General features: G+C 37.4%; 24 protein-coding genes. 13 read left to right on the top strand and 11 right to left on the bottom strand.

Annotation, left to right across the window (positions count from 1 at the left end; all coding sequences use genetic code 11):
- Positions 1–100: 100 nt before the first annotated feature.
- The 4 genes from QUE72_RS12210 to QUE72_RS12195 form a co-directional block, all read right to left on the bottom strand.
- Positions 101–910, bottom strand: a complete 810-nt coding sequence (locus QUE72_RS12210) for a GNAT family N-acetyltransferase (protein ID WP_286269273.1) — start codon at positions 908–910, stop codon at positions 101–103.
- Positions 907–1,353: a DMT family transporter gene (locus QUE72_RS12205; RefSeq protein WP_074496293.1), complete on the bottom strand. Its 447-nt coding sequence runs from the start codon at positions 1,351–1,353 to the stop codon at positions 907–909. The genes QUE72_RS12210 and QUE72_RS12205 overlap by 4 nt, the downstream gene beginning before the upstream one ends.
- A gap of 2 nt (positions 1,354–1,355) precedes the next feature.
- Positions 1,356–1,982: an NAD(P)H-dependent oxidoreductase gene (locus tag QUE72_RS12200; RefSeq protein WP_286269271.1), complete on the bottom strand. Its 627-nt coding sequence runs from the start codon at positions 1,980–1,982 to the stop codon at positions 1,356–1,358.
- A 72-nt stretch (positions 1,983–2,054) separates the two neighbouring features.
- On the bottom strand, positions 2,055–2,651 hold the full coding sequence (locus QUE72_RS12195) for a Crp/Fnr family transcriptional regulator (protein WP_074496295.1): 597 nt from the start codon (positions 2,649–2,651) through the stop codon (positions 2,055–2,057).
- A 150-nt stretch (positions 2,652–2,801) separates the two neighbouring features.
- Between QUE72_RS12195 and QUE72_RS12190 the strand changes: the two genes are divergently transcribed.
- The 3 genes from QUE72_RS12190 (at position 2,802) to nudC (ending at position 5,606) form a co-directional block, all read left to right on the top strand.
- Positions 2,802–4,187: an alpha/beta hydrolase gene (locus tag QUE72_RS12190; RefSeq protein ID WP_286269270.1), complete on the top strand. Its 1,386-nt coding sequence runs from the start codon at positions 2,802–2,804 to the stop codon at positions 4,185–4,187.
- A 98-nt stretch (positions 4,188–4,285) separates the two neighbouring features.
- A complete protein-coding gene (locus QUE72_RS12185; protein WP_074496297.1) occupies positions 4,286–4,645 on the top strand; it encodes a winged helix-turn-helix transcriptional regulator in 360 nt (119 codons plus the stop codon).
- Positions 4,638–5,606: an NAD(+) diphosphatase gene (nudC, locus tag QUE72_RS12180; RefSeq protein WP_286269269.1), complete on the top strand. Its 969-nt coding sequence runs from the start codon at positions 4,638–4,640 to the stop codon at positions 5,604–5,606. The genes QUE72_RS12185 and nudC overlap by 8 nt, the downstream gene beginning before the upstream one ends.
- A 545-nt stretch (positions 5,607–6,151) precedes the next feature.
- Here nudC and QUE72_RS12170 read toward each other — a convergent pair.
- The 3 genes from QUE72_RS12170 to QUE72_RS12160 form a co-directional block, all read right to left on the bottom strand.
- Positions 6,152–6,937 carry a substrate-binding periplasmic protein gene (locus tag QUE72_RS12170; RefSeq protein ID WP_286269267.1) on the bottom strand — a complete coding sequence of 262 codons (786 nt, stop codon included), beginning with the start codon at positions 6,935–6,937 and terminating at the stop codon, positions 6,152–6,154.
- Positions 6,938–7,049: 112 nt separating this feature from the next.
- A complete protein-coding gene (locus QUE72_RS12165; protein ID WP_286269265.1) occupies positions 7,050–7,763 on the bottom strand; it encodes a ZIP family metal transporter in 714 nt (237 codons plus the stop codon).
- A gap of 48 nt (positions 7,764–7,811) precedes the next feature.
- The gene (locus QUE72_RS12160; protein WP_074496303.1) at positions 7,812–8,276 is read right to left on the bottom strand and encodes a GNAT family N-acetyltransferase; all 465 of its coding nucleotides are present in this window, start codon (positions 8,274–8,276) and stop codon (positions 7,812–7,814) included.
- Between the two features lie 158 nt (positions 8,277–8,434).
- On the opposite strand from QUE72_RS12160, the gene QUE72_RS12155 reads away from it, so the two are divergent.
- Together QUE72_RS12155 and QUE72_RS12150 are read left to right on the top strand one after the other, a co-directional pair.
- Positions 8,435–9,022: a PepSY domain-containing protein gene (locus tag QUE72_RS12155; RefSeq protein WP_286269264.1), complete on the top strand. Its 588-nt coding sequence runs from the start codon at positions 8,435–8,437 to the stop codon at positions 9,020–9,022.
- 112 nt (positions 9,023–9,134) lie between these two features.
- Positions 9,135–10,013, top strand: a complete 879-nt coding sequence (locus QUE72_RS12150; RefSeq protein WP_286269263.1) for an alpha/beta fold hydrolase — start codon at positions 9,135–9,137, stop codon at positions 10,011–10,013.
- Positions 10,014–10,080: 67 nt separating this feature from the next.
- On the opposite strand, the gene QUE72_RS12145 is transcribed toward QUE72_RS12150, so the two are convergent.
- The gene (locus QUE72_RS12145) at positions 10,081–10,518 is read right to left on the bottom strand and encodes a hypothetical protein (protein WP_074496304.1); all 438 of its coding nucleotides are present in this window, start codon (positions 10,516–10,518) and stop codon (positions 10,081–10,083) included.
- 176 nt (positions 10,519–10,694) lie between these two features.
- Here QUE72_RS12145 and QUE72_RS12140 point away from each other — a divergent pair, with 176 nt between their 5' ends.
- Positions 10,695–11,435, top strand: a complete 741-nt coding sequence (locus tag QUE72_RS12140; RefSeq protein ID WP_286269262.1) for a hypothetical protein — start codon at positions 10,695–10,697, stop codon at positions 11,433–11,435.
- Positions 11,436–11,469: 34 nt separating this feature from the next.
- Here the strand turns inward: QUE72_RS12140 and QUE72_RS12135 are convergent, their stop codons facing one another.
- Positions 11,470–12,018 carry a hypothetical protein gene (locus tag QUE72_RS12135; RefSeq protein WP_286269260.1) on the bottom strand — a complete coding sequence of 183 codons (549 nt, stop codon included), beginning with the start codon at positions 12,016–12,018 and terminating at the stop codon, positions 11,470–11,472.
- Between the two features lie 384 nt (positions 12,019–12,402).
- Here QUE72_RS12135 and QUE72_RS12130 point away from each other — a divergent pair, with 384 nt between their 5' ends.
- Together QUE72_RS12130 and QUE72_RS12125 are read left to right on the top strand one after the other, a co-directional pair.
- Positions 12,403–13,455: an efflux RND transporter periplasmic adaptor subunit gene (locus QUE72_RS12130; protein ID WP_286269256.1), complete on the top strand. Its 1,053-nt coding sequence runs from the start codon at positions 12,403–12,405 to the stop codon at positions 13,453–13,455.
- 5 nt (positions 13,456–13,460) lie between these two features.
- Positions 13,461–16,556, top strand: a complete 3,096-nt coding sequence (locus tag QUE72_RS12125; protein WP_286269255.1) for an efflux RND transporter permease subunit — start codon at positions 13,461–13,463, stop codon at positions 16,554–16,556.
- Positions 16,557–16,605: 49 nt separating this feature from the next.
- On the opposite strand, the gene QUE72_RS12120 is transcribed toward QUE72_RS12125, so the two are convergent.
- Positions 16,606–17,364, bottom strand: a complete 759-nt coding sequence (locus tag QUE72_RS12120) for a choice-of-anchor H family protein (protein ID WP_286269254.1) — start codon at positions 17,362–17,364, stop codon at positions 16,606–16,608.
- A 198-nt stretch (positions 17,365–17,562) separates the two neighbouring features.
- Here QUE72_RS12120 and QUE72_RS12115 point away from each other — a divergent pair, with 198 nt between their 5' ends.
- The 5 genes from QUE72_RS12115 to QUE72_RS12095 all read left to right on the top strand — a co-directional run bounded on the left by QUE72_RS12115 (position 17,563) and on the right by QUE72_RS12095 (position 22,470).
- Positions 17,563–17,853, top strand: coding sequence for a PepSY domain-containing protein (locus tag QUE72_RS12115; RefSeq protein WP_254849513.1), 291 nt, complete (start codon positions 17,563–17,565; stop codon positions 17,851–17,853).
- Positions 17,854–17,855: 2 nt separating this feature from the next.
- Entirely contained in the window at positions 17,856–18,533 is a 678-nt protein-coding gene (locus tag QUE72_RS12110; protein WP_074496310.1) for a response regulator transcription factor, read from the top strand.
- Between the two features lie 15 nt (positions 18,534–18,548).
- Positions 18,549–19,895 (top strand): ATP-binding protein, encoded by a 1,347-nt coding sequence (locus QUE72_RS12105; protein WP_074496311.1) that lies wholly within the window; start codon positions 18,549–18,551, stop codon positions 19,893–19,895.
- Positions 19,896–20,000: 105 nt separating this feature from the next.
- A complete protein-coding gene (locus QUE72_RS12100; protein ID WP_286269253.1) occupies positions 20,001–21,440 on the top strand; it encodes a DUF3300 domain-containing protein in 1,440 nt (479 codons plus the stop codon).
- A gap of 178 nt (positions 21,441–21,618) precedes the next feature.
- The gene (locus tag QUE72_RS12095) at positions 21,619–22,470 is read left to right on the top strand and encodes an MliC family protein (protein ID WP_286269252.1); all 852 of its coding nucleotides are present in this window, start codon (positions 21,619–21,621) and stop codon (positions 22,468–22,470) included.
- Positions 22,471–22,543: 73 nt separating this feature from the next.
- Here QUE72_RS12095 and QUE72_RS12090 read toward each other — a convergent pair whose 3' ends face one another.
- Positions 22,544–23,875, bottom strand: coding sequence for a M28 family peptidase (locus tag QUE72_RS12090; protein ID WP_286269251.1), 1,332 nt, complete (start codon positions 23,873–23,875; stop codon positions 22,544–22,546).
- Between the last annotated feature and the right edge of the window lie 30 nt (positions 23,876–23,905).

Genomic DNA, 23,905 nt, shown 5'->3' with positions numbered 1-23,905 from the left:
AAAACCCTTACTTTTTTGCATAGCATACCGCACAGTAATTATATTGCAAGTGCAATATAATTACTGTGCGGTATGCTAAAATAAAACAATAAATGCAGGGCTAAGGGCATTTATTGTTTATTCTGGTTGTATCGTTATCTATATCAAAAAATTGAAAGTTTTCAATGGTAAATTGCTCGATAAAACCGAGCTTTTTATAAAGGGGTAAACCCGCTTGCGAGGCTTGCAGTACAAGGTGTTTGATATTTAGCGTAATGCATTGGTTGATAAGTGCAACCATGATTGCTTTGGCATATCCTTTCCCTTGATGTGTAGGCAGCACACCCATCTGATGCACACCAGAGCATGTTTCGCTGTGTAATAACATACTTGCTCCGACATTAACTGAACCCGTAGAGGCAAGATACATCACCACTTGGTTATTACTAAGCAAGGGAAGAATAGCATTAATATCAATGTGGTAGTTAAAAGCTGCTGAGCCAATATGACACCATTCTTCAACTTGCTTTCGCGACCTTACAGGGGTTAAGGTTAACGTTGGGCTTTCTGGTAATAAATGTTGATGATTTAGCGGTAAATACATTGCAGTTTGCTTAAATGATTTTTGCCAACCATTTGAAAGTAAATGAGATTTAATCGCTTGGTGTATGTTGGATTTACCTACAGTTTGCCATAAAGCAAAGATAGCATTATGTGAAATTTTTTGTATTAGCGTTAATAACTTTTCATGGTGTTCTTTCTCAAAGAGCTCTTCAGTTAGCGCAGAAGCTGAGGAGTCTAGCCAATGTCGATGCGGCCAATGTCTTACTGCATTAAGCGTGAACATGTCATCGCGATAAAGTGTGGTTGCACCATATAATCGCCACAATTTTTTAAGGTTAGTTAAATTTGCACTATCGATAATATTCATACGGCTTTCCAGTTTATCAAAATGAGTCCTATTATCATCAACGAAGCACCTAACGTACTTTCAAGATTCATTGTTTTTTGAGGTAAAGACAGCCAGCCAAAATGACTAAATATCATCGCACATATGAGTTGGCTCGTTAATGCAAATGACATTAGGGAGCCAGCACCCAATTTAGGGATCAAATAGTAAAGTAAACCCACACCAAGTGCACTAAGTACGCCTCCGGTATACCAGATTAAACTTGGCACTTGGGTTAATTGGTTGAATTTAACGGTATTGCCCATGATCAGATAAAGTACCAAGACTGAAATAAAAGCGATAAAAAAAGCACAGGCGGTTGCCAGTAAAGTATTATTTAACAGAAGCGCCAATTTGCTGTTTATCATTGCTTGTATAGCAATGGCTGAACCTGCAAGTAATGCAAGCAAGATTAAATTGAACATATTTACCTCATTTCAGCAAATTGTTCTAGGGAGTTCCGTATTTTTGCATAGTTAGCATACTTATCATTTTTTGCTCGCAAGCCAACAGGGCAAATAACTGTCGTTTTATAATTACTATCTTTGAGTGCTAGAATGTCATCGTACTTTTGCTGTTCAAAGCCGGTCATTGGACAACTGTCTATTTGATTAAAGGCTGCTGCTGTTAACAACGTACCCAATGCTATATAGGCTTGTTCGCTGGACCATTTATCAAATGCTGCGTTATCCATCGAATTGACAAACTGTGATACTTGTTGCTGGTAAGAAAGTATCTGATGTGCTTCTGTGTTATTTCCCCTACAATATTGAGTAAAATAGTTATTAACGAGGGTTTGTCGATCGCCAACATAATGTGCAAAAATGAATAGGTGTGAACACTGCACCACCTTTTCTTGTCCGTATGAATAGGGCAGTAATTTTTCCTTGAGTTGTTGATCTGATATAACAATTAACCTTAACGGTTGAAGGCCAAAAGCAGAAGGTGCCAATCGAGTTGATTCGATAAGTAGGGCGATTTGTTGTTCAGTTAATCGCTGTGAAGAAAAGGTTTTTACAGCGTATCGCCATTGTAATGCCGTTAATGTATTCATGTGATTCCTTAAATAAATGATGCTGAAGTAGCATACAAAACAAGGAAACATGGCGCATTTACATAGGTTGATTTAGCGAGTAATGTTTTTTCTGATCCTAGATAATTGAGTAGGTGTAATGCCAAGGTGTGAAGCGATATGATATTGCGGTAATCGTTGGTTTAATTGTGGAAAAAGATCTACAAAGTTTTGATAACGTGTTGTAGCGTCTTGTTGAACTAATTCAATCTCTCTCGCATCTTTTGCAAGCACCCAGTTTTTTTCTAAGTAATGGATATGAAAAAGTTTTATTTCTTCATTTTTGCTTAGAAGTTGGCGGAACTTTGCAAAATCAATCGAAATGTAAACGCTATCTTCCACGGTTTCTATCGCCAATAAAGCCGGAGTGTTTGTTAATAAAGAGGTCATTGAACCTGGAAACATATCCTCAGTAAAAAAAATTTTATTGTATTCATTACCTTTATTGTCAACGCTATAAGCACGCATTAATCCTTGATAAATAAAAGAAAATGAACTTGGGGTTTCTGCTAAAGGATAAATAATGCTATTCGCTTTCACTTCATGAAATTGACAAATTTTTTGAAAACACTGCCAAGTTGACTCGCTAATCGGGTAATAGGTATTCATTACTTGAAGTAATTGTTGGAACGCGAGAGATTTAGTTAGCATACTTTATGTTCACAAAGATCTTAAGGGTGTGAAAGTGTAATTTCCTTGGTACGATTGTATTCAAGCATTACGGTAAAACAAATTACTGCATGGCAGTATTAGCAAAAATCAGTTTACTATAAGTCAATAAAGCAAGGTAGAAATTTTTAAATGGACAGTTTACGTTTTCAGCCAAAGGTATTATCACTGCTTATTATTTTGTTAAGCGCTTTTTTGCCATGTTTAGCAACTGCGCAAGCAACATCAATGAATTGTATGTCGCTAAACGAAGATGTCGCGCAAATAAGAAAGTTTGCCGATGAAGCAACCTTTCGATCAGTATTACCCGTTGATAAAGAAATAAAGTTTAATTATCAATCACTACCAAGTTTTGGTGAATATTTAACATTCGCTCGTCAGCATATAGAGCAATTAAACCCTAAAGCGAAGATAAAGTGTTCGATAGATACAGCAATAAGTGAGCTTTATTTAAAGAAAAATCTATCTGAAAGAACGGTTGTTGATTTAATTCAACCTTTTGAAATAACGCCTCCAGAAGCTGAAACCGTTGTTTTATTGATTCATGGATTAACAGATTCACCCTTTATGTTTCATGATCTAGCAAAGCAGTTTTATCAACGTGGTATTGCAGTTAGAACGCTATTGTTACCTGGGCATGGTACAGCGCCTTCAGCCTTAATTGATATCGATGAACAACAATGGAGAACAGCCGCTAAGTATGGTGTTCAACGGGCATTGAAAGATTATAACTCTGTTTACCTTGGCGGCTTTTCAACAGGCGGAGCCTTACTTATTGATCAGTTACTTTCTTCGCAATGGCAGCCAGAAGAAGTTGCACGTATCAAAGGATTATTGCTTTGGTCTCCTGCGAGTAAAGCAAAGTCAGATTTTGCTTGGGCTGCAAGATATATTGATTACCTTCCTTTTTATGATTATCTCAGTAAAGGGGCTGATATCGATATCGCTAAATATGAGTCATTTGCCATTAATGCGGGCGCGCAAGTACATAAACTGATGTTGCGTATTTCACCCAATAAAGTGTCATTTAAACAACCCCCAGATGTCCCTGTTTTTTCGGTTGTCAGTGATGTAGATACAACCATTAACACAATGGCGACTCTTACTTTACTCAAGCGCTGGCACCGCGGTGAAAATCGCCAATCTAAAACAGCAGATCAATTAATGTATTTTGGCAACGAAGCGCTATTACAAGGATTTCCAGATACATTTAAGGTGAGTAGAGCACACTGTAACAATAAGCCATTTTGCCAGCACGTGTTAAATGTTGCCCATACAGCGACAACTAACGCACCTAATAACGTATATTATGGTGTGCATGGCATATATAGAAATTGTCAGCATATTAATGAAAATGCTTATTTTCTTTCTTGTAAAACCGATGATGAAAACTACATGGGTGAAACCACGAAAACGAATAAACAACAATACCCTGCAATGCAACGATTAACGTTTAATCCTCAATTTGATCAAATGATTATCTTGCTTGATCAATTTATAAACAACACCAGCATGTGATTCAAATAGAAAATATCGATAAGTAAAATACAATGCTTTACTTTTGCTACACATTTTGTAGTATGCTACTAAATGTGTAGCGTATTTTGTGGGTATTTATGACCATTCCATTTCCAGGAAACCCTGTTAGAGGCTCAAAAACAGGTAAGCCGATCATGGCTTTATTAGATCTACTTGGTAGAACGTGGGCTTTAGGTATTATTTGGCAGTTAAATAAACAAACGTTGACTTTTCGTCAATTACAAAAAGCGTGTGAGGGAATATCACCTACCTTATTAAATACACGGATCAAAGAATTAACGTGTCTATCACTGTTAACAAAAGGGCAAAGCGGTTATCAATTAACAGACCAAGGTAAGGAGTTGTTTTCATTAGTACTTCCTTTAGGGCCTTGGGCGTTAGAGTGGCAAAAAGCAGTATTAACAGAAAAAAAATTACAGGACAATAAACATGTCTAAGTCATTATCATTAACACAAATGTCTTTAGACCGATGCAGCAGTGCACGGAAAAATCCGGAATGGATATCCACTCAGCTTACAAAGCCAAATACTCACTTTTTTGTGAGTTATCAAGGCAAGTTTTTAGTAAATGCTGGGCAATTAGTCACTTTAAGTAGAACGCAATTTGAACACGTTAATCATCATCGAATGACGTGTATTTTTTTGGGTAAATATTCACATGATGGCCAAGCGGTCTTTATCTTAGATTTCAGTTTACTAAGCGAAGAACAGTGGCAAGAAATACATAACCGAGTATTGCTGCAATGTTCAGATGATTTGGTTGACTTACGTCGTGCGTTGAATGAACTGCCTGTCGAAGTTGCATCTATTGCTGGTTTTGCAAATGCACTAATAAACTGGCATCGAAGTCATCAATTTTGTGGTTATTGCGGTTCTCCTTTACTTGATAAAGAAGCAGGGCATGCTAAGCAGTGTATTGATCAAGTTTGTGCAAAGGTTGTTTTTCCTAGAACAGACCCTGTCGTCATTATGATTATTGAACATACTGATGAACAAGGGGTCTGCCGTTGTTTATTAGCAGGCCACCAACGAAGCCAAGGACAAGTTATTTCAACGCTTGCGGGTTTTGTTGACCCGGGAGAATCAATCGAAGAAGCAGTAGAAAGAGAAGTGTTCGAAGAAGTCGGTTTAACCACGACCAATATTCGCTATTTACGCTCACAACCATGGCCTTTTCCTGCATCGTTAATGCTAGGGTTTCACGTTACCGTTACCAGCAATAAAACAACAATTGATCCAGATGAAATTACCCACGTAAAATGGTGTACAGCCGAAGATATTGCAGACTTTAGTGACTGGGGAAGTGAGGATGACAATATTCAAATTCCAGGAGAACATTCTATTAGCCGTTACTTAATAGACTGGTGGTGTGAAAATCAACTTAATGTGTCAAAGTAATTCATCACTTCTTGTTCTAAAAACAAGGTAATTAGATAGCTTAATCCAACAAAACCAGCGTTGATAAGCATACGAAAAACCCTATTAAGGTGAGCGTAATTGACGTTTAACACACTTGTTGTAATGACAATACAGGCCATTAAAGCAAACCACGGTGTAAAGAAAAATATGGGTGTAAACTTTATCAAAGAAACAGCTGAGTCGTGTAGCGCGCCGCTGATAATAAAAGTGACTAATAACGCACAGGATTGAGGCATTATTTTTATGCTAGGCTTTTGAATATACTTTGCTAAGTAATAACTCCAAATAGGATTCCAATAACGCCAAAACAACGCAAAAGAGTTGGCACCCAAGGAACGAACGAGCATGTTTTTTAGTGAGTCAGAATGGCCTAATTTTACTCCCGTTCTACGTTTTACATAAACTGAAAGGCTAATCGCGGGCATGAGTTGTTTGGAGATCCATACGTTGTTGGTTGTTAACTAGCATAAAAATAACCGTCTAGTATGTACAGACTTATCAAGTGATTATTTAGCCTGCTACGCTCAAGGTTGGTTGTTGTTTTCATTAGTGGAGGTTGCTACAGTACCTTCGTGCATATTTACCGTATTATATTGTCGCCAAATTTTAGCGGTTTCACCATTACTATCTAGTGTTTGCAATGCTTGTTGAAATTGATACGCAATACTTTCTTTTGTTAACTGATGTTTTTGGTTACTAAAAGATAAATCTTCGTACTGTTTAAATAATGGATTACGCAAAAGATCAATGTGTTTAGAACGTAATGAAAAGCCTAAATACATTGGATGATCTTTACTACAGCACTGATGTATTTTGATTTCTTTTGTTGGGTATTTTGATAAATAATATAACATGACATCTTCGTTATATGCGTAAAAGTCAGCTTGCTCTGAAGATATTAGCTCAATAGCTTTACCAATAGATAAGTCATATACATAACGGATGTACACACCTTTAAGGTCTTTTTTATCATAATTGGCGCCTTGTGAAATCAAGAGTGTTTTACCACGCATATCTGCAAAACTTTTTAAATCATCAACGTCTGATCTTGAAATGGTGGCAGCTCGATAATGAAGACCATTTTCAAAATAATGGGTAAATTCAGCTCTTTCGTCGTTAAAGCCAAGGCCAGGGTAAAAGTCTATTTCACCTTTTTTAAGCATATACAGGATACGTTTTTTGGGAGCACGTATTACCGCCAACTTGCAATTAATTTTGGCAAGCGCTTTGGAAAATAAAATTTGATAAACACCATTATTATTGGGGGCTTTTTCAATAAGTGGTAGCTTGTTATTCGTTCTGTAACCCATAGTAACGGTACAGGAATAAACGTGAAAACTACTTAAAATGAACAGAAATAAGCTTACATAGCGCAACAACATAATGATAAACGTTAACCTTTTTTAGTAATATGCATCAACTCTAATGCACTAACATATGGCCCATCATACCAAACATGAACCCAAACACAGCCCATAAAGGTGGGGACCAATGTTTTTCTAACCTAACCTGTGGAGCGATATCTTGAAAAATAGAATATAAAATACCTCCAGAGGCTAATAGCATTATCAATGAAACAACTTTAGGTAAGTCATATAAAAAAGTATAGCCTAAAATCCCCGATAGCGAGCCTAATAATGCTAATCCAACAAATGATAGAATAATGATAACTGACTTCATTGATGAGCCATCTTTGAGCTCTCGATAAGCATTGAATCCTTCTGGTAGGTTTTGAAGAGCGATCAATAGCGCAATTAAATAGGCGCTTGAACTGCCTGTAGCAAAAGCTGCACCTAGGGCAATGGACTCTGGAATAAAATCGGCCAGCATGGCGACTAATTGGCTCGCTGGCGTGTTAATTTTTTTGAGTAAAATATCTAACAACATAAAGCCTACGCCGCCTAAGGTAAGAGCTAAGCAGGCAACCAATGGCGATAGATTGGAAGTACCTTCCGGCACTAATACTAACGCTACTGCTGATAAAAGCGCACCAGCTCCAAGTGCGATAACACTATGTCGTAATTCACTTTTTAACCATGAAGGGTGTAAATGTTCAATCTTCGCCAACAATGCACCAAAGGGCATCGCCAATCCAGAGAGTAGGGTTAGAACAATTACGGTGAATAATAAATCCATAGTGATTATTTTTACCTTGCTAATTTTTATCTGTAAAGTATAAACCGATTAGTTATTTTTTTTGATCATGTATACGCAATTCTCTATCGGCATTGGTTCTGAATATTGTGCTAAAACAAACCCAAGTTTTTGATATGCCCTAGCTGCTGATGTGTTGTGTGAAAATACAAATAAAGATAGTTCATTTGAATTTAACAGCTTACAGCCTATTTCACCTAGTTTTTGAATGAGCACAGTTGCTATACCTTTGCCTCTTTCGCTTGGTTTTACAGCCAACCGAGCTAGGTGACATCGATTCATTCGTAAGTAAAATTGGCCAAATGCGATTATCTCACTGTTTTCATTTAATAAAGCATAAGATGATAACGTTGATAACTTCAGATCATCTATAAACGTTTGTTCGGTGAAAGGGTAACGAAAACCAGGGCCAGACCAAAGAGAAAATGCTTGTTCATTAGGAAACCAAGCCATTAATGTTGGAATATGTTGTTGAGTAGCGACGGTTAACTTCATGATGTTTTATCCCTTAAACCTTAAAATGAACGATTACATTATATGACTTTTATAGAATAAAACCTATCTATAACATTACCTGCTTTTTTATTTCTATTTTCTTTATTCTTGCTAGATCAATAGGTTAATATTTACATAAAGAGATAAATGGAGTTTCTGTGCGTAAAATACATCAAATTTTAGGGTTAATCATGTTGCTACCTATAATTGCTTGGGCAATAACGGGTACCTATTTCTTCTTTAAACCGGGATATCAAGAAGCTTATCAAGCGCTTAATGTTAAAACATACCCATTAACTTATATTGATAAACTGCCTAAAGGGAAGTGGCTTGAAACGAAACAGTTAAAAACAGTATTAGGTCAACATGTTTTATTAAAAGATAATAAGCAATGGCATCACTTTATCATGCCAAGTTGGCAAGCTGTTGATACTTTATCTAAAAAACAAATCAATGCGCTGGTAGCTGATGCGATTACGGCAAACAAAACTCGCTATGGCGAGATAAAGTCTATTACCAATAACCAAATTTTAACCACAACTAACGTAGCAATCACCTTAAATTGGCCGCTATTATCACTAAGACAACAAGGAAAAGACACTGACTTTATTAATACGATGTATAACATTCATTATTTGCGTTGGTCTGGTAATAAAACCCTTGACCAGTACCTTGGTGTAATAGGACTATTTTTAGTGCTTTTATTAGCAGGGATAGGGACTTGGATGACGATCAAACGGACATAATAAACACTTGGTTGTTTTATGGTGAGTGACAGGCTTGAGGTCAGACCTCTTGTTGTGTAAGGTAATTGCTTTTATTGAAATCTTTTTAGCTGTTTAAAGTAGGTTGATACCAATGAAACAAGAGTCTTTGTTTGTAAAAAGCGATGAGCATCAATTGCATGTGCGTCATATTTATCAACAAGAAGGTGGCACGCCTATTTTGATGCTACATGGCACCATTGAAAACGGCAAAATTTTTTATACCCAATCAGGTAAGGGTTTGGCTTGTTATCTGGCTAAACAAGGTTTCGATGTTTACGTACCCGATTTACGCGGTAAAGGTCTAAGTATACCGACATTGCATGAAACAACTGAGCATGGCCAGCATGAAATGATAGTTGCAGATATACCTTCATTGGTTAAATTTGTAGCAGAAAAAACCGGAAAGCCAATGCATGTTATTTGTCATTCATGGGGGGGCGTTGTTTTTTGTAGTAGTTTTGCTCGATTTCCAGATTTACACAGCCACGTGTTAAAGCTGGTGTGCTTTGGAACGAAACGAAGCGTATACCGTAAAACCTTCAATAAGTTTTGGAAAGTTGACGTGTTGTTTAATCGTATAGCCCCTTTTTTAGCTAAACGAAAAGGTTTCATTGACGCTGTTAAGCTTAAATTTGGTGCAGATAATGAAACAAGCCGCTTTTTGAAAGAGTGTACTTATTGGGTAAAGATAAACCCATGGCATGATCCCGTTGATCAATTTGAATATGGTAACGCTGCAAACTCGATTGAATGGCCTGACACTTGGCATTTAACGGGGGTTAACGATGATTTGTTAGGCCACATAGACGATGTAAAAGCTTTCGTTGAAGAAACCAATCCAGCAGCTAAAGTGTCACTTTTAAGTAAGCAAGCGGGTAACTTAAAAGATTACGATCATATTGATATTTTGACCGATGCTAATGCAGTACAAGATCATTTTCCTGAACTTGTATCCTGGTTAAATAAGTAAGCTTATAAAGTTGGCTGAGAAAGGGCTGTATGAATGTTATGTCATGACAACCCTTATTTGCGTTAGGCTATTTTAACCAACCTTTTGCAATAGCATGATTTGACAAAGCAATAAGTAAGATGCCAATCACGATCACCAATAATGGCATAATAATGCTGGCGCTACCGTAAACGGCCATTGAGTCAATAACAAAAAAACTATGATAATTTTGCACTAAAACGCCAATTAAAGAGACAATAAACACTGGTTTAGCGACTGATTTTTTCAGTAATAAAAGTGCACTACCAAGCGAACCTGCGATTACTGCGGTAGCAAAAGCGATTGTCGCCCACATAGGCATATTTTGATAAAGTGCTTGTTCAGCACTTGGTAATTCGCTAATCATCTCTGGTGTCATCATTATATGGCTGACAAATGCCATCAACCCTAAAATATTCCATATCAGAGCGATAATACTGACAATTAAAAACCATTTTGGTATTGCTGGTGGAGTCTGTTGATTCATAGTTACCTGCTTATTTTTATTGATTATTATTTTTATTCCAATAAGGCCAATTATGCTGATTGATCGAATTGGTGTTGTCTTCACCAGTGTAGTTACATTTTGAATAAATTTATACTTTGAAAGTCAATTTATTATGTAATATGCTGTTCACCTTTTTTAAAATTATAATTAAAACCATGAAGTTACCTGTAGTTTTCCTCTATTTTTTGCTATTTACAACTGTTGGCTGTAGTTCACCTTCTACAGTGCATTTATATGCTAAGTTCTTAAAGCAAGCTGAGATTAATAAAATCAAAAACTCGTTAACACAAGCTGAAATGTTAGTAGAGGTAAATCGCTTACCCTTTCCAAACTCAATAGGTGACAATGCCTTAATTTATGCGCCTAGTAAGGGAAGTAAGCAACAAGCTGAACAAGTAATGAATTTGTTGAACCAACTAGGTATTGTTATTGATAATACGGGGCTTATTCTTGCAAGTAATCATAGTTTTAGTGCAAATAATATGGGGTTATATATTGTTCCCGATGATATCGTTGCTCGTAACGCTATACATGTCGAACAAAAATATAATATCCCTTTAATAAATGAATACGCGGCAAGAGATTGTCAAAACACTAGCACGTTAATATTACAAAAAAATGGCCAATTTCGTATTGAAGAAGACATATGGGATGCATCAAAAAAACTATATAATGAGCATGTGTTTAAAGGTACTTGGAAGTTAAAAGAAGGTAATTTTTTATTCTTAGCAAGTCAACAACTCGACTTTACCTTAATTTTTGAACGCGCTCCATTTTCACGTAAAATAGAAGAAGGTTTACTACAAGGTTATCAATTTTTACCAATGACGACCTACAGTAAAATGAACAACGCTGGGCGTATTTATTGCACTTATGAAATTAGCCAAGTCTTGTAGTGATTTTTACAATTATGAATAATAGGTGTTTTATTTAACGTTTATGCGCTACGTGTGGATTTTCTTTAAGTTGTTCATATTGTTGCGTTATTACGATTAAATCTGCGTTAACCTCATCAAGCTCTGCCTGTAGCGCACATGATGTATTAATTGCTACTGTTTTTTCTTGCTGCAATTGAATTTCCTTTGTTTTTGCTAAGGCTAGCTTTTCCTTTGATTCTTCAAGTAAAGCGATTAATCGAATAACGTCTTTGTTTTCTGTAAAAACTTGGTCATGGCCAAGTTTATTTTCAACGACTCCTTCTTCTTCAATAAGTGCGTTTGCTTTTTGAGCGAGGTAAAAATAAACCAATCGAGCGATGAAAAATAGGCCTGTTAATAAAAGCGTAAGAATATATTGATGATCAGTTTCTGTTATTGCGGTATTAATTTTACTGCTAAAACTTCCACTGCTGGTAAACAATGAAATAAAGAATTGGTGATGACAAATAAGCCAGATAATCGCATAAACGAGCAAGAAGTTAGGTGCTTTAGGTTGCGCTCGGTGAAACAAAACTACGTTTTTTAAAAACGATTGGAACATAAAAATCCTTTTATTACTAGTCGCCATATTCAATAAGTTTACTGTGTTAATTACTTTATTTATATGATTTTCGTTATTAGGGGTTGTTATTTTTCTACGGCGTTTTCGCTTATTTATGTAGAACAACTTTATTACATAAGTTTATCCTTGTACAAACACCAAATATTACGTCGTAAAAAGTGTACAGACAATTTCAACATGTCCTTAAGTGATATTTCTATCAAAAAACTCTTGAATAATCATCATTAAATTTATGATTATTCAAGATGTGTTATTTTGTAACTGTGCTTTTAAGATAAATGTACAATAATCTGAGATATCTGACCTCCGCATGTAATAATTCTTTTGTATACTATATTCATGTATTTTTTGAGTGTGACCAAGATGTATTCAACACAATCAGGTAAAGCCTTATTTCCTTTTATCATTACCCTTTTAGTAGGGTTGTGTATTTATTTATATTTACCGACCAGCCAAGGTGAAAAAAACGCAATGGCAGGTACGGCAACACAAGTTATGGCGCATAAAGCGACCCTACAAGAAAATGCAGTGCTAATTGAAGCGATTGGAAGTGCGCGTGCTAATCAAGCGATTTACATAAAAAGTGCCCAAAGTGATTACCTTATCGATATTTTCTTTGATGATGGTGATTTTGTTGCTAAAGGTCAAAAACTGGTGCAATTACAATCTGAAGAAGAAAAAATAGCCGTAAAAGAGTTAAGCATTAATTTAGATGAAGAACAGCGCCAATTAAATAGACTAAAGGAACTTTCTCGCTCGCAAGCAACAGCTAAATCAATGTTAGAAGAGCAAGTTTCCATTGTGGAAGCAACAAAAGCGCAATTAGAAAGTGCGAAAACTAAACTTGCGGAAATGACGATAACAGCACCATTTACTGGTCTATTGGGAAAACGTGAAGTATCGATTGGTAGTTTTGTGAATACGGCGACTAACATCACAACCTTAGATGATATCAGTGTTATTAAAGTTGACTTTAAAGTACCGGAAAAGTATCTCGCGCAATTGCAGTTAGGAATGAAAGTTGTGACTAGAAATGATGCATACCCTGAACGCACTTTTACAGGTGAAGTTACACATATCAGTTCTCGCATTGATGCAGCAACACGCAGTGTAGAAGTTACCGCGAGTTTTGCGAATGAACAACGTTTGCTTAGACCAGGCATGCTTTTAGAGACTTCATTACAACTCAGTTCCGCTCAAGCGATAATGATCCCAGAAAAAGCGGTGATCCCACTAAAAGATCAACATTTTGTTTTTGCAATTGAAAACGGTATTGCTAACAAAGTAGAAGTGCATGTTATTAGCCGCCATGATGGCTGGGTTGCTATTGATGAAGGCTTAACTGATGGACAACAAATTGTAACCGAAGGGCTAATTAAAATACGTTCTGGCAGCAAAGTTAGTATTAAGGGGTAATTGAAATGAAAATTACCGATACAAGCGTAAAGCGTCCAGTCTTTGCCATTGTTATAAACTTGTTGTTATTAACGTTTGGTATTGTGGCTTTTACCATGCTGCCATTGCGAGAATATCCTGATATTGAATCGCCAATAGTTAGTGTTAGCACCAGCTATACAGGGGCAAGTGCTGAAATCATTGAAACCAAAATCACTCAAGTATTAGAAAATAGAATTTCGGGCATAGAAGGGATCAAAAGTATTAACTCTTCAAGTCGTAATGGTCGCTCTAATATCACTATCGAATTTAATATTAGTCGAGACATTGATGCTGCATCAAATGATGTGCGTGAACGTGTTGCCAGAGCGTTAGATAGCTTACCTGAGCAAGTTAACCCGCCAGAGGTGTCAAAGTCTAACAGTGATGAAAGTCCAATAGCTTGGTTTGTTTTAAACAGCACCACCATGAATTCATTACAATTGTCTGATTATGCGCAACGTTTTATTGTTGACCGTTTAGCCGTTGTAGATGGTGTCTCTAATGTTCGTGTCGGTGGTGAGCGAAAATACGCCATGAAGGTGTGGCTTAATCGCAAAGCTATGGCTGCGCGTGGCATTACAAGTAGTGATATTGAAAACACACTTAGAACTGAAAATGTTGAATTGCCTGCAGGTGAAATAGAATCTGTAGATCGAGATTTTACTGTTCGCACGGCAAGAAGTTATAAAGATCAAACTGACTTTAGAAACCTCGTTATTAAACGCGGTGAAGATGGCTATTTAGTGCGTCTCGGTGAAGTGGCCGATGTACACCTTGAAGCGGCTGACGACGAAAGCTTATTCCGAGGCAATGGGCGTAACATGATTGGCTTGGGCATTGTAAAACAAGCGAAAGCTAATACGTTAACCGTTGTTGATAATGCGCGAGCAGAACTTGAAAACATCAAACGTAATTTGCCTGAAGGTACCACCATAGGTGATAGCTATGACTCGTCTATTTTTATTAAAGAATCCATTGATGAAGTTTACCGAACGTTAGCCATCTCTATGGCATTGGTTGTGCTAGTAATTTACCTGTTTTTGGGGAATATTCGCGCAACATTGATCCCTGCTGTTACTGTACCTGTCGCTTTGATAGGTAGTTTTATGTTTTTACTCGCGATGGACTACTCGATAAATTTATTAACGTTATTAGCGTTAGTACTCGCTATTGGATTAGTCGTTGATGATGCTATTGTGATGCTTGAAAACATTCACCGTCGAATTGAACTAGGTGAACCTCCTTTATTAGCAGCTTACCGCGGTGCAAGAGAGGTTGGCTTTGCGATAATCGCGACAACGTTAGTGCTTATTTCAGTATTTGTACCGTTGGTATTTATGGATGGTCGCATAGGTGCGTTATTTACAGAGTTTGCTATGGCGGTAAGTGCTGCGGTATTTTTCTCTAGCATTACCGCGTTAACATTATCTCCTGCGCTTTGTTCAAAAGTATTAAAAGCTTCAGAAAAAGAAAGTAAATTTAGTCAATGGATGGATAAAACCTTTCACCGTATCGAAGAAGCGTATAAGAACTCTATTCGTTCAAATATGTTACGTAAGTGGGGCTTAGTAATCACCATGTTATTGGCAGGATTTGCGAGTTATTCACTTTATCAACAAGTCCCTTCGGAACTAACACCTAAAGAAGATCGTGGTACTTTTTTCTTAATGATGAATGGCCCAGAAGGGGCAAGTTATGAGAATAATGCAGCAAATATGGCAAAAATTGAAGAAAGATTAATGCCTTATTCTCAATCTGGCGAGTTAAGTCGTGTGTTAATTCGTGTGCCAGGTTGGGGCGGACGAGGTGGTGTTGCTATTGTTGGTATGGCTGACTGGGATGAGCGTAAACGCTCTACATGGGAAGTCATGGATGAAATAAGCGGTAAAATGCAAGAGGTTACTGACGTTCGTGCTTTTGCAATAATGCGCCGAGGCATCGGTGGTGGTGGCTCTTCTCGGCCAATAGAGTTTGTGTTACAAGGTAATGATTACGCACAACTGGCTGATTGGCGTGATCGTATTATTAAACGTGCTGAAACTAATCCTGGCTTGGTTCGTATTGACCATGATTACAAAGAAACATTTCCACAGTTTCTCGTCAATATTGATAAAAATAAAGCAGCTGATTTAGGTGTTTCTGTCTCTGAAATAGGCAGAACCTTAGAAACTATGTTGGGTCAACGCCGTGCAACAACGTTTATTGATCGTGGTGAAGAATATGATGTTATTCTAAAAGGCACGAAAAAAGACTTTACGAACCCTACTGACATTTCCAATATTTATTTAAAATCGCGTAGTGGTGAATTGGTCCCGTTAGATAGTTTAATAACGTTAACGGAAGAGGCAACTGCATCAAGGCTTAATCGTTATAATCGTATGCGAGCTATTACCTTAAGTGCTAATTTAGCTGATGGTTATACGTTAGAAGAAGCGCTGAACTTTCTTAATCAAGTCGCTGCTGAAGAAAACGACATTGATGGTGCTATAGATTACAAAGGTGAATCACAGCTTTTCTATGAAGGTGCATCTGCGATGACTTACGTGTTTATTTTAGCACTTACCGTAACGTTTTTAGTGTTAGCGGCACAATTTGAAAGTTTTGTTCATCCGTTTGTGATCATGTTAACGGTACCGTTAGGCTTAGTGGGTGCTTTATTTGGTTTATGGTCGACAGGGTTAACTATTAATATTTATAGTCAAATTGGTATTGTGATGTTGATTGGGTTAAGTGCGAAAAATGGCATACTTATCGTTGAATTTACCAATCAATTACGCGATAAAGGGGTTGAGTTTAAAGAGGCCATTGTGCAAGCAGCAGCACAACGTTTACGCCCAATCATTATGACATCGTTAACAACGGTAATGAGCTCAGTACCGCTTGTATTGGCATCTGGTCCAGGCGCTGAAAGCCGAATGGTTATTGGTGTTGTCGTGTTTACTGGTGTTATAGTTGCAACCTTATTAACCTTGTTTATTATTCCTGCTGCGTATTATGCCTTAGCGAAAAATACGCAATCTCCTGAATTTTTACAAAATAAGCTTGATAGCCAAGCTCAAGAAAAACCCTTACAGCAATAACACCATGTTTGTTGGCATAACACAGTTTTTACTGTGTTATGCCAACATATTAACGTCTTATTTTTATTAAGCTTATAGTTACTAATAGTGCTAGTAATGCATAAATACTACCGCCGTGACCATGGCTTTCGCTTTCATAAACAACATCGGCGTAATCAGGGTCATAATCAGTGCTTTCTAGCGGTAAAGCATATAAATCGTTAGTGTCATTTGCACTATATGTGGCTACAATATCAGGGTAGCCAACTTCATATAAGTCAATTAATACATCATAATATTCAGGAATATAGCCCTGATTTAATGTCGTATAAACTTCATATTCGTCATTGTCATCTTCACCAATAATCACAAAGTCTTCAGTGGTGTAATAATGTATCCAATCACCACCATTTTTACTTAAATAAAGTTCGGCATAAACCTTAGCTGAGTTGATGTGATCATAACTGTAAACATCCGCATCAAACGTAACGCTTAAGGTTTGGAAAAAGCCATCTTGGTCATAATCTTCGATAAGTTGGGCGTACCCTTGGTAAATTGAAAAACTTTGATAAATACGTGATGCCGATTTTTGACTATTGTTTATCATTTGTTTTTTGGCAGATTTTCGCTGTAGCACTTGGTCTCTAGATAGACCTACTAATGGATTTTCCAGTCGTTCACCATCTTTCAGTTGGCCTAGTGCAGTTGAGGTATCCCATGTTGCTTTGGAAGCCGAAATGCTTTTACTTGCTGCCGTTTGCGAAGCTGCATTTACCGGTAACGTCATTAGTACGCCTAATATTGCAATAGTTGTGATAGTGTGAGTCATGAGCCATCCTCGAAATAAAAAATATACTTTATTAAAACGTGTTTATTCTGAATGCTTCCTGAACGATATAATTTTGTTTTTATTTGGTTTATTAGGCGTTTTTTGTTCAGTTCGTATTCAGTTTCTACTTGATAGATTGTCATCAAACTCGATTACTTTTACACTGACAGGGTTGTTATCATAGGCACGGTATTTTAAATGAATTTTTGTACGGTAGTTCGCTCCATTATTTTAATCGTTATGTTGTTTTCACTTAACAGCTATACGCCTGTTTATGCTCAGCCATTTGAAGCAGGAAAAACGTATAGGGTAGCAAATGCAAAACAAGCAGCGCGTTTAGTAAAAGCGCGTATTGGTGGCAAAGTGTTGAAAGTTCAACGTACCAACGTAAAAGGTAACCTAGGCTACCGGGTTAAAGTGTTAACCAATAAAGGCCATGTAGTGTCGGTAATAGTAGATGCGGTAAGCGGAAAAATAGTAGGAAGATAGCGATGCGGTTATTACTTGTAGAAGACGATATTACTTTACAAACGCAATTAAAAGATCAATTAGAACAGGCTAAATATAGTGTTGATTGTGCCGACGATGGTGAAATAGGTTTATTTCAAGCGACAGAATATCAATATGACGCGGCCATTATTGATTTAGGCTTACCTAAGCTTGATGGTAAATCGCTCATTGAAAAAATACGCGCGCAAGATATTAAATACCCGATTATTGTCTTAACTGCACGCGATAGATGGCAAGATAAAGTTGAAGGCTTAGACGCTGGCGCTGATGATTATTTAACGAAACCTTTTCAAGTGGAAGAATTACTTGCAAGATTAAATGCTTTAATCCGTCGCAGTGTAGGGCAAGCAAGCCCTGTTATCACGAATGGTCCATTTTCGATTGATACCACGAGTATGGTCGTTAGTGTTAATAAAGAAACGGTTCCATTAAGTAGCTATGAATACAAAGTGTTCGAATACATGATGTTACACATGGGGCATGTTATTTCTAAAACACAATTAACCGAACATATCTATGATCAAGATTTTGATCTTGATTCTAATGTCATTGAAGTGTTTGTAAGACGGCTACGTAAAAAGCTTGACCCTGACAGTAGTTTGCAATTTATTGAAACGTTACGTGGCCAAGGTTATCGCCTCAAACAGTTTGAACAATAGTTGAGCTAACGCCTGATGGTTCAACTAAATAATTGGTTCAACTCGCTTAAGTCACGGTTAGTCGTCAGTGCTGTTTTTATGGTGGTTGTGTTATTGCCCATTGTTGGTATAACCATTATTAAAGCATATCAAGGCCATATGGAGTCTGGTGTTAATAATGAACTGACCGCTTATTCATATAGCTTACTTACTGTCGCTGAATATGAGCAAGGACAGCTGCAAATGCCAGAAGTTCTGGCAGAGAATCGGTTTAATATCGTTCAATCAGGTTTATATGCCGCCATTTCGGATAAAAAGACCAACCAACTTCTCTGGCAATCGCAATCTCTACTTGCTATTGCATTGCCTGATAAAATGCCATCGCCTGCTGTAGGTGATGAACGCTTCACCACCGTTACAATTGATGACAAAGATCATTTTATTTACAGTTTTTCTGTACTGTTTTCTGATCTAGCAGGTGAACATGTTGTTACGTTACACCTTATTAAAGATCAATCGAGCTTTTTGGTGTTAATGGCTGAGTTTAAACAGCAACTATGGTTAGGGTTGCTGATATTAATGGCCGTTTTATTATTATTACAATATGTGTGGTTACGTTGGAGTTTACAGCCGTTGTCTCGACTAACAGCCGAAATTTCAGCAATAGAGCAAGGTAAAAGTAAGCAACTTTCTTCACGTTATCCACTTGAACTTCAACAAGTGACTGAACAGCTTAATAACCTACTTGATACGGAAAAAATGCAGCGTACTCGCTATCGAAACGCACTTTCTGATCTTGCACATAGCTTAAAAACCCCCCTTGCGGTTATTCAGGGGGATGTAAACACCAAGAATACGGCGAATGTGCAAGAGCAAATTGATGTGATGAATTTGATGATTGAACATCAATTAAAACGTGCACAAAGTGCAGGGCATGCTGCATGGTATTTAGGCGTTCCGGTTGCACCTTGTTTACAAAAATTAATCAATAGCCTAGAAAAGATATACCGTGAAAAAGCACTTATTATCGATAGCCAATGTGATGAACAGCTAATGTTTAAAGGCGATGAAGCAGATCTGCTTGAAATATTGGGTAACTTACTCGATAACGCCTGTAAAGCGGCAAAATCAATTGTATCAATTGAGATACTAAGTATTGATAATAAGCTGGTCATTAACGTTGAAGATGATGGTGAAGGGATTGCAAAAGCAGATGTAGCTAAGATCTTAAAACGTGGAAAACGCGCAGATACCTATCAACAAGGACACGGTATTGGTTTAGCGATTGTACGTGATTTAGTAGACAGCTATAAAGGAACACTCGCTATTACTGACTCAGCTACCTATGGCGGAGCATGTTTTACCTTATCATTTAACCAATAACTTCTTTATTTTTGGAACATTTTCATTTAATAAACCTATTCAGCCTTCATTCAGTTTACTTAGCGTAAATTAACCTTAACACCACAATTAGGTTAAGGCGGGAAGATGAAAATACATCACCAGTTGATCTCTAGCATAATCGTAGCAAGTGCAATAACGAGCAGCCAAGTTAGTTTTGCAGCAGTCAATCAAGCGCAAGTAACGGTTGAACAATCGGTAATGACACAAGCCGAGTTAGCGCAATTGCTTTCACCCATTGCACTTTATCCTGACGCGTTATTAACGCATATATTGATTGCTGCCACTTACCCAATAGAAGTGATTGATGCAGACAGGTTAGTTAAGCGTAATAAGCATGCTAGCAGTGAAACATTGCAAAAAATGGCGCAAGATAAAGATTGGGATCCGAGTGTTTCTGCTTTATTAGCTTTTCCACAGGTATTGGAAAAACTAAGTGAAGACTTAACGTGGATGCGAGAGCTAGGTGATGCTTTTCTTCAAGACGAAGAGCAAGTGCTAGCAAGTATTCAGTTACTAAGACAACAAGCTGATGAAGCCGGAAATCTTGCTAAAATGGACAATGTGCAGATCATTCGTGAGCAAAAGACCATTGTGATCCAACCAGAACAACCAGAAGTTATTTATGTGCCTTATTACGATACTCGTAGCGTGTATGGTCGTTGGCACTGGTCACATCGTCCACCTATTTATTGGCATCGCCCTGTTTATTATAGCTATCATAATGGACCTTTTTACTGGCGTTCTGGTATACATTTAGCGGCGGATTTCTTTTTTGTTGGCTTTCATTGGCATAATCGTCATGTTATTCATCATTCGCCGAAGTATTACCGCAATTACCACAGTAAAAAGCGAGTAACAACTAGCCACCGTGTTAAACGTTGGCAGCACAACCCACATCGCAGAAAAGGCGTAGCTTACCGTAACCATGAAGTTAAAAAACGCTATGCACCACATCGCTCTGTAAATAAGCCAGTAAAAAGAGCTCGTACATATGATGCCCGTAGTAAAGCAGTTAAAAAGCATCATGTCGTCACTAAAAAACTACGTGGACATAGTAATAAACGTATCATTGATAAAGGCTTTAGAAAACAGACACATGCTAAAAACAAACCGTTACGTAACTCGTTACATAGAAAAGCCATTGCTGGTAATGCTGCGAAAGAGCGTAATAGACAGCAAATAAAATCTATACAACGTCATGATAAGCGCATAGAACAACGCAACACGGTGAAAAAATACCATCGTGTTGAGAAGAGAAAGTCTTATTTACCTTCGCCAAAAGCAACACGAGTAAAACAACCTACTCATAAGAAAATGGCTAATACTCAAGTGAGAAAGTCTCATCTACATAAACCAATAAAAGTAAGTCAAAAGCGCATAGCCAAGGGAGATCACTCAAGTAGCAATAAAACCTATACACGAGTGACTAGAAGCTCACATGGTAAACAATCGTCTGTTCCTTCCAGTCGAAAAATTAAGCCGCGTCGCGATTATACATTCTTGCACGTGGCTAATAAAAAATAACCGTTGAGCTAAAGTAAATATCGCAAACATGGATGTTTTGCGATATTTTTAACCTTGTCATTCAGCATTTATTTTCCACCATTTACACGTAGTTACGCTAGTATTTATTCTAAGCCTGTATTTAGTAGAACACGGTTTACAACCATTTAATAAATTAATTAACGTTATGGAAAAGTTAATGAAGATAAGCCTTTTAGTTATGTTGCTTCTGCTCTCTGTCAGTTCATGTACTTCGAATAATGAACACAGGTCGACAGATGAATCCTCGTCTTGTTCTTTACAAAGCTATCAGTTGATTGCTAACCAAGTGCACACAGGTGATGAATTAGATCATGGCCCTGATATTGGCAGTGACGAATGGAAATCAGTGATTGAATTTAAGTTAGGTATTAGGGGGAATTCGTCAATACCAGCACGGTCTAGTGCTCGGTGGTGCGTTTATATTCTTAATATTATTAACACTGAAGCTGTTACTAATGTGGTTAACGATATTAACAATATGTCACCTTCTTTTGAGTGTATTGATAGTCAGCTTGGCAGTGTAGAAGATTTAATTTGTAGTCATGAAGATTTAGCATTACTCGATAGAAGATTGTCGCAAGTTTACCAACAAGCAAAAAACTCATTGCCGGAAAGTCAAATTAATACGTTAAGAACAATGCAACATGGCTGGCGTAAAGGTAGAAATGATTGTTGGAAGGCAGAAGATCAACAACGTTGTGTGAAAAAACTATATGTTGATCGTATTGCAACATTACAAGCAAAGTACCAATTGGTTCCATCTACAGGACCTTTCAATTTTTATTGCGATAATGCAACATCAAGCAAAGTAGAAGTGGTATTTTATCAAACTAAACCTGCGACTCTGATTGCCAAATATAACGAGACAGTATCGTTAATGTTTCAACAGCCCAGTGCAAGTGGATCAAAATACAAGGGCCGCAACGAATCCTTTTGGGAACATCAGGGGCAAGCGCGAGTCGTTTGGGGGTATAATGCAACGCCGATGGTATGCCACTTACTAAAATAAACGGCGTAGAATATGTTTTGCCTGTTAATGTCAAAGAGGGAAATACATCTACTTCCCTCATTAAACTTAATCATTAATAAATTTTACCGCGACTTTTCACTTTATTTACATCAACACGAGTGGGGGTGATTTTACCATCGACTAGGCCTTGCGTCGCAATTGATAAGCTTTCAATCACTTGATGCATTGAGGTTAAATCTAAACTCGCTAAATCATCTGTCACTTTATGATAATGCTGATCTTTATCTAGTTGTGTACTACTAAAACTATGTGCAGGTACACCTAAACGCGCTAAGGTTGCGTTGTCAGAACGATAAAATAAATTTTGCTTAGGGTATGGGTCTTTGTAAATTTCAAAATCTTTACCAGCTAGTGCTTTATTGAGTTCTTCACCTAATGAAGAGCGATCCATACCGGTCATCCACACATTGCCTGCGCCAAATTTAGAAGGTTTACCAATCATTTCAATGTTGATCATCGCGACAACGTCATCAGGGTTTAGTTGCTTAGAAAAGTATTGAGAGCCAAAACCTCCAATTTCTTCCGCAGTAAAGGCAGAAAATATTAATGTTCTTGCGTTATCACCTTTGTGAGTAAAATATTCAGCAAGGTTTATCACTGCTGTTGTGCCTGATGCGTCATCATCCGCACCATTGTAGATCACATCACCTTCTCCGCTTTGTGATGCGCCTAAGTGATCGTAATGTGCTGAATACAGAACAATTTCATCTTTTTGTTGCTTCCCAGGTAACACACCTACAACATTGGTTAATGTTTGTCCGGTAATGCTGGTGTCTGCACTTATGCTTATAGCGTCGATTGCTGAATCTTCTGTCATGATCATCACTATTGCACCTTGGTGTTCAAGAGATAGCTTATTTAGCCCTCTTGCAAAATAACCGCTGTACCTCGCGAATAGCTTTTTATGAGCAGGGTTAATTAACACGAGGTGTTTACCACCTTGTTGATTGATACCGCTAATAACTTGACTCATATTATCGTTTTTGCCGACTGTATGAAGAGTAAAGTCATCAGTGTTTTGCCACTGAATTTTTTCAATAGTGCTGGCCAAACCAAGTTGGGCTGATTCAATAGTATTGCCATTTAAGGTAACAGCGATAGATTTTGGCTTTATTGTTGTTACTGTAAAGGACTGTTTAAAGGTATTCTCACCTTGCATCGGTACTAAACCAATCTCACTGAAACGTTGGCTAATGTAATTAGCCGCTTGATCTATTTCTTTGCTGAAATTACCTCTACCCTTTAATTCATCACTCGCTAAAAAAGTTATGTCTTTCGTTATTGTGTTAAATGACGTGTTGTCAGCCTGTGTGGCAAAGCTGACAGTTGAACTCAATGCAACCGAGGCAGCGAGAGCTAGCGCACTTTTTGTTATTGTTATCATGGGGAGTCCCTAAAGTAAAAAGGTTACTAT

Origin of the sequence: Thalassotalea hakodatensis, from assembly GCF_030295995.1 — a bacterium.
GTDB lineage: Bacteria > Pseudomonadota > Gammaproteobacteria > Enterobacterales > Alteromonadaceae > Thalassotalea_C > Thalassotalea_C hakodatensis.
This window is presented reverse-complemented; position numbering and strand designations above follow the sequence as displayed.